The sequence below is a fragment of the Agrilactobacillus fermenti genome (genome assembly GCF_021030645.1).
Taxonomy (GTDB): Bacteria; Bacillota; Bacilli; order Lactobacillales; family Lactobacillaceae; genus Agrilactobacillus; species Agrilactobacillus fermenti.
Genome location: NZ_JACGCJ010000022.1, coordinates 42,464 through 48,463 on the forward strand (window position 1 = coordinate 42,464; position 6,000 = coordinate 48,463).

5 protein-coding genes and 1 rRNA gene are annotated in these 6,000 nt (G+C 41.0%); 3 read left to right on the forward strand and 3 right to left on the reverse strand.

Annotation, left to right across the window (positions count from 1 at the left end; all coding sequences use genetic code 11):
* The first annotated feature begins 225 nt into the window (after positions 1-225).
* The 3 genes from FHQ08_RS08885 to FHQ08_RS08895 are packed head-to-tail and all read left to right on the forward strand — an operon-like array spanning position 226 to position 4,124.
* Complete coding sequence (locus FHQ08_RS08885) at positions 226-1,887, forward strand: acetolactate synthase large subunit (protein WP_230914057.1); 1,662 nt, start codon at positions 226-228, stop codon at positions 1,885-1,887.
* A gap of 16 nt (positions 1,888-1,903) precedes the next feature.
* Entirely contained in the window at positions 1,904-3,256 is a 1,353-nt protein-coding gene (locus FHQ08_RS08890; protein ID WP_230914058.1) for a PTS transporter subunit EIIC, read from the forward strand.
* Positions 3,249-4,124, forward strand: coding sequence for an alpha/beta hydrolase (locus tag FHQ08_RS08895; RefSeq protein ID WP_230914059.1), 876 nt, complete (start codon positions 3,249-3,251; stop codon positions 4,122-4,124). Before FHQ08_RS08890 ends, FHQ08_RS08895 begins: the two co-directional genes overlap by 8 nt.
* A 230-nt stretch (positions 4,125-4,354) precedes the next feature.
* On the opposite strand, the gene FHQ08_RS08900 is transcribed toward FHQ08_RS08895, so the two are convergent.
* The 3 genes from FHQ08_RS08900 to rrf all read right to left on the reverse strand — a co-directional run bounded on the left by FHQ08_RS08900 (position 4,355) and on the right by rrf (position 5,888).
* Positions 4,355-4,810: a threonine/serine exporter family protein gene (locus FHQ08_RS08900; RefSeq protein WP_407929199.1), complete on the reverse strand. Its 456-nt coding sequence runs from the start codon at positions 4,808-4,810 to the stop codon at positions 4,355-4,357.
* Between the two features lie 13 nt (positions 4,811-4,823).
* Positions 4,824-5,585, reverse strand: a complete 762-nt coding sequence (locus FHQ08_RS08905; RefSeq protein WP_269073925.1) for a threonine/serine exporter family protein — start codon at positions 5,583-5,585, stop codon at positions 4,824-4,826.
* A gap of 186 nt (positions 5,586-5,771) precedes the next feature.
* Positions 5,772-5,888: ribosomal RNA gene (rrf, locus tag FHQ08_RS08910) — 5S ribosomal RNA — on the reverse strand.
* Positions 5,889-6,000 lie beyond the last annotated feature (112 nt).

Genomic DNA, 6,000 nt, shown 5'->3' on the forward strand with positions numbered 1-6,000 from the left:
CATTTTTTAGACTTATTTGAACTCAAAGCGAGCTATAAAACCGTTCTCATTTAATCTTACAGCGATAAATACTTTTAGCAGGACTTTTTTTGGGTTAAACTATCCTTAATCATTTATGATAAAGTGTGTTAGTCACATCACCAATAATGTGTTATCAGGCTAAGTCTGAATCCTATCTGCACCTACACACATAACTAATTTAAGGTTGAAGGAAGTCCCGTCATTATGGAAAAAAGAACCGTCGCCCAACTCATGGTCGAATCGCTAAAAAACGAAGGCGTTAAATATGTCTTCGGTATTCCTGGCGAAGAAAATATTAATTTTGTAGATGCTATTGATCAAGCGCCTGATATTGAATTTATCTTAGCCCGCCATGAACAAGGTGCTGCTTTCATGGCCAGTGTTTACGGCCGCTTAATGAACCAAGCTGGGGTTTGTGTGGCTACGCTAGGCCCTGGTGCGCTAAATTTAGTCCTAGGTGTCGCCGATGCACAAACCAATTCTACGCCATTGGTTGCCATTTCAGCCCAAGGCGGGTTGAATCGGATTCACAAAGAATCACATCAAGTGATCGACCTTGTGTCCATGTTTCGACCCGTCACCCAGTGGTCCCAAATGATTCTTGAACCCGGTGCTATACCAGAAATGATGCGCAAAGCTTTTTCACTGGCTGAACGTGACCGCCCAGGTGCCACCTACTTAGCCTTACCACAAGATGTTGAACAAATGCCTGCCCCTGAAACTTTACAGCCATTGCCGATTCCCCCAGCTTCGATCACCGAACCTACCAAGGCGGATATTGAAGCAGCCGTCGACTTGATCAAAAGTGCCAAGCATCCAATCATTTTAGCTGGGCATGGTGTGGTTTTAAAAAATGCTGAAGCGGAATTACAGGCTTTTAGTCGGCAATTCAACATTCCTGTTGCCACTACTTTTATGGCTAAAGGTGCGATCAGCGATCGTGAAGCTAATGCACTTGGTGTCGTTGGTTTCATGCGCCATGATTACGAAAACTTTGCCTTTGATCAAGCTGATCTGATCATTGCCGTTGGATTTTCCATTCAACAATTTGATCCGGCTAAGATCAATCCTAATGGCGATAAAAAAATTTTACATATCAATATGTTCCGAGAAGATCCTGACAGTCATTACAATGTCAGCTTAAATATCGTCGCTAACATTGCCAAGAGTCTGGCTCGTTTAAATACGGGTTTACAAGCAGAAAACGTCCATTTCCCCAAACTAAAGTTACCCATCAAAAAAATGCGCCATCATGAATTGACTGATCATGTGACCGATGACAGTTTCCCACTCAAACCGCAAAAAATCGTGACTGATACGCGTGCCGCCCTCGCTGATGATGACATTGTTTTGGTAGATACTGGTGCTGTCAAAATGTGGATGGCGCGTTTATTTGAAACATACGCTACCAATACCTGCTTGATCGATAATGGTCTTTCGACAATGGGGTGGGCTTTACCTGGTGCCATTGGTGCCAAATTAGCAGCGCCAAACAAGCGCGTGCTTGCGGTCATGGGGGATGGTAGTTTCTTAATGAATGTCCAGGAAATTGAAACTGCCGTTCGTGAAGACTTGCATCTTGTCATTCTAGTTTGGGCGGATCAATCCTATGGCCTGATCAAATGGAAAATGGACCTATCCTTAAAGCATCATTCCCAAGTCGATTTTACTAATCCTGATATTGTTACGTTAGCCCGCAGTTTTGGCGCGATCGGCTATAACATTCAACGTGCCCAAGATCTTGCCCTCATATTGGCTAAAGCATTGGCCGCAACTAAGGGGGTTCATATTATTTCAGTACCCGTTGATTATTCTGAAAATATGAAACTGATCAATCGTTTAGGCAATGTAACCATCAAACTATAGTGAGGGGGTCTTAAAGTTGCACGCCTTACTCATTCGTCTCACGCGGACTAGCTTTAAATTAAATAAGTGGATTCGCAAGTTTCGTATTTATGCCGCCATTCGGCAAACATTTTCGATTTTATTTCCTTTCGTGGTCATTGGGTCCTTTTTTCGGGCTTTAAATTTAGCTATCTTTCGGCCGGATGGCTTTTTTGCGACAGTTTGGCACATTGAGGATTGGCTGCCTTATTATACCCAAATTGCGAAACCAATTGCTGCTATCACAACGCTGACGATTAATGTCATTGCATTGCTAGCCGTTTTTTTGGTAGCAAAATATCTAGCCCATGCTCTGAAAGATGATGATCATATCGTCGGCATTTGTGGTCTTTTGACTTTACTGATTCTTAATTTTAACTTTAATGCGCTTTCTCACAGTCTTGACCATCAAAATGGCAGCGACACATTACCCTTTAATAACTTTGGGTTTAGAGATTTATTTTTTAGTTTGCTTATTGGGATTCTCGTCGCTTATTTTTATCATGTCCTAGCCGCTTTTTCCAAACGGCATTTACCCCACAAAAACATCGATCAAAGTTTTACGACTCGTGGTATTCATGCCATTTTTCCTGTCAGTGTGCTTTTGATCACGTTTGTACTACTTAGTTTTGGCATTAGTTTCACACCCCAACATAATTTAAGCACCCTTTTTTATGGTCTCTTAGAAATCCCTTTAAGCACACGAAATCACGTAACTTTATTTCTTTTTTTCATTACCTTGATCAATACGCTATTGGGCTTTTTAGGCATTAGTGGACCGTTGAATTTTATGACCCAAAATATCGCTAATCCAGCAGGGGCAGCCAACTTAAGCCACGCTTTGAGTACTAAGAATCTATTTACAGTGCCCAATCCAGTAACGTTACACACCCTATACGATACTTACGGCAACTTTGGTGGCAGCGGCATGACCCTTGGACTGATCCTAGTCATCTTATTTTTGATCAAAAATCATGGTCTGCGCCAAGTTGCGGCCTTTAGCTTCCTACCTAGTTTGGTGAATATTAATGATCCAATTATGCTGGGTATCCCGATTATTTTTAACCCGTTATTATTGATTCCATATACAATTTCACCCTTAGTCAGCATGGCAATTGCTTGGTTATTTATCAATGTCCATTGGATGCCCCCAGCCGTTTATGCCGTTCCTGGAACCACGCCTGGTATCTTATTAGGCTTTCTTGGCACGAATGGGAATTACATGGCTTTACTTGTCAGCATACTAGGTTTATTCACTTCGGCAATGATCTATTATCCTTTTATCCGCATCATCGCTCAGATCAACACACATGAAAGCTTTGCAAAATCAAAGGTGACAACTCATGCATAGAAAATTTCCACAAAATTACCGCTGGATCATCGGCGCTCTATTGTTGATTGCTTTATTTTTAGGTTTAGCAATTCCGGGCTATCATTGGATGCAGCAAAATGTCAAATACGCACGGGTCATTCACAATTCTCGAGTTTCGCCAATTATTTTTATCCCCGGCAGCAGTGCAACCCAAGATCGCTTCGATGATTTGATCAATCAGCTCAATGCCAATAATCGGAATCATAGTCTTGTCAAAATTACGGTGCACACCAATGGTAAGCTGCAAGTAACTGGTAAAGTCAGCCCGCGGGATAATCAACCATTTTTTGTGGTCGGATTTGAAAATAATAAAGATGGCTATAGTAATATCAAAAAACAAGCGGCTTGGTTTGATCAAGCCATGGATTATCTAGTGGATCGCTATCATTTTAATAATTTTTCCGGTATCGGTCACTCTAACGGTGGTTTGATCTACACCTTATATCTAGAGAAATATTTTGATAGTGATGATTTATCTATGCGCACATTGATGACCATTGGAACCCCTTACAATTTTAGTGAAAAAAATCCCGCGAATCGTACACAAATGCTCAGTGATTTTATAACTGATAAAAAGAAGATTCCAACAGATCTAACGGTTTATTCTATTGCCGGCACAGAAGACTACAATGATGATGGCATTGTCCCTTTTCAAAGCGTAGAGGCTGGCAAGTTCATCTATCAAGATCAAGCAAAACATTATACTGAAATTACCGTAACTGGATCGAACTCTCAGCATTCTGATCTGCCAACGAATCAACAAATTGTTCGTTTGATTGAACAATATGTCTTAGATGATAATGGTAACAACCGTAATGGCACCCCAAATGCGAGAAATCGAAATTAACAATTAAAAAATTAACGTAAAAAAATAAGCTAAAAGCGGCGTTCAACCCGTTTTTAGCTTATTTGTCGCAGTACAGCATTTGCTGTAGTGTAAGTCCGCTCCACAACGTGCTTACACAAACACTACTCAAAAATCCGTTGAGCGCCAATTGACACGTGTCCTGCATAAAGTCCAATCTCTCGGACAACAACTCATCGCAACTTCTAACTTAACATATTTATACTTATTTATCAAGTATGTACCCGTTTCCGGAATTTTTGCAATAATTCACCCAACATCTGCGCAATCATAAACCCCACCGAGATCGCCCCAATAACCATTAGAACGGTTAGCAAATACGAAAATGCCGTCGTCAAACGTCCCAAAACAAAGTAGCGGATGGCTTGAAAAGCAGTGGCTCCAGGAACTAGCGGAACCAGCGCTGGAATGTTAAATAATAGGGTCGGGGTTTGCTTCAGCGGGGCGACAACCACACTTAAAAAGCCAATCAGAAAAGCACCGACAAGATTGGCTAATAATTTGCCTGACCCCCACTGCCATAAAACCCAATAACTCAGCCAGCCGGCCACCCCGATCCAAGCACAGGTATTTAAAACTCGGCGCTGAATGTTCAACATAATCCCAAAAGTAATTGTGGCAATATAGCTAAAACTAATCTGTACCAATAATTGTAAGTAAAGGTTCATATGCATTGCCATCCTATGTCAAAAAATGAAAAACTAATGCGATGCCACTGCCAATCGCACCCGCACTCAGAGTAGCTTCTACCCCCCGCGTAATACCTGACATTAAATGGCCTGCTAATAAATCCCGCAAAGCATTTGTTAGTGGTACTCCTGGAACTAGCGGCATGACAGCTCCAATTACAATATTGTTTACACTATGACCTAAATTAAAGCGAACGGCCAAAATTGTGAAAATCCCAATTGTCAATGAAGCTGTAAATTGACTAATAAATTGAATCTGAATTAAATTGTCGATGTAATCATTGATAAAAAAGCCTAACATACCAATAACAAAAGCAATCGGTAAATCATACCAATCATAATATCCTGAAAATAAAATCATTAAAGTGGCACTAACAAGACCCGCGCTTAATAATTGCCACCAAAAAGGAAATGTTGGTGCATTTTTATCAATTTGAATCAAACGGGTAATTAATTCTGTTAGATCAATTCGATGATGTGCAAAATCACGTGATGCCGAATTGACACGTGCAATTTTCTCCAAATCTATCTTGCGATTATTTATTTGAATGAGCTGCGTATTCGGTGCATCAAAAGTCCCAATAGTTATCACTGTAGTGGTCGTAAATATCTGTGCTTCTTGGACCCCACCGTTATTCGCAATCCGACGCATGGTATCTTCCACACGATACATCTCTGAACCATTCTCAACCATAATTTTACCAGCTAGCAGACAAGCTTCAAAGACAAGGTTGATATTTACCTGACCATTCAAATCACTAAGTTCAATTTTTTGCGGATCTAAATGTTTTTCTTCAGCCAATTTAGTGCTCCTATCAGTTACGAACATTATTTTGTTCGTATACAGTTGCTAAACATCTTATAGCCTAAGCTTATTACTCATTATAGCCGAAAATAGACAAAAAAAATACGCAAACCATTATGGTTTCCGTATAACCTAGCGCGGCGACTTCCTAACCTCGCAGGCGGTTGCCCGCCAACTACTTTCGGCGTTAAGAAGCTTAACTTCTGTGTTCGGCATGGGAACAGGTGTTGCCTTCTCGCTATCGCCACCGCACTTCTCCTGAGCACTTCGTGCCCTCAAAACCACATATCATGTCTTCTTTACCCTTGAATCTTCTGCTTGCCGTTCTTTTGGTCAAGTCCTCGACCGATTAGTATCAGTCCGC

What these genes read in the sequence shown, in the direction of transcription:
- FHQ08_RS08885 (WP_230914057.1), top strand. Translation starts at nt 226, where the DNA reads ATGGAAAAAAGAACCGTCGCCCAACTCATGGTCGAATCGCTAAAAAAC.
- FHQ08_RS08895 (WP_230914059.1), top strand. Translation starts at nt 3,249, where the DNA reads ATGCATAGAAAATTTCCACAAAATTACCGCTGGATCATCGGCGCTCTA.
- FHQ08_RS08900 (WP_407929199.1), bottom strand. Translation starts at nt 4,810, where the DNA reads ATGAACCTTTACTTACAATTATTGGTACAGATTAGTTTTAGCTATATT.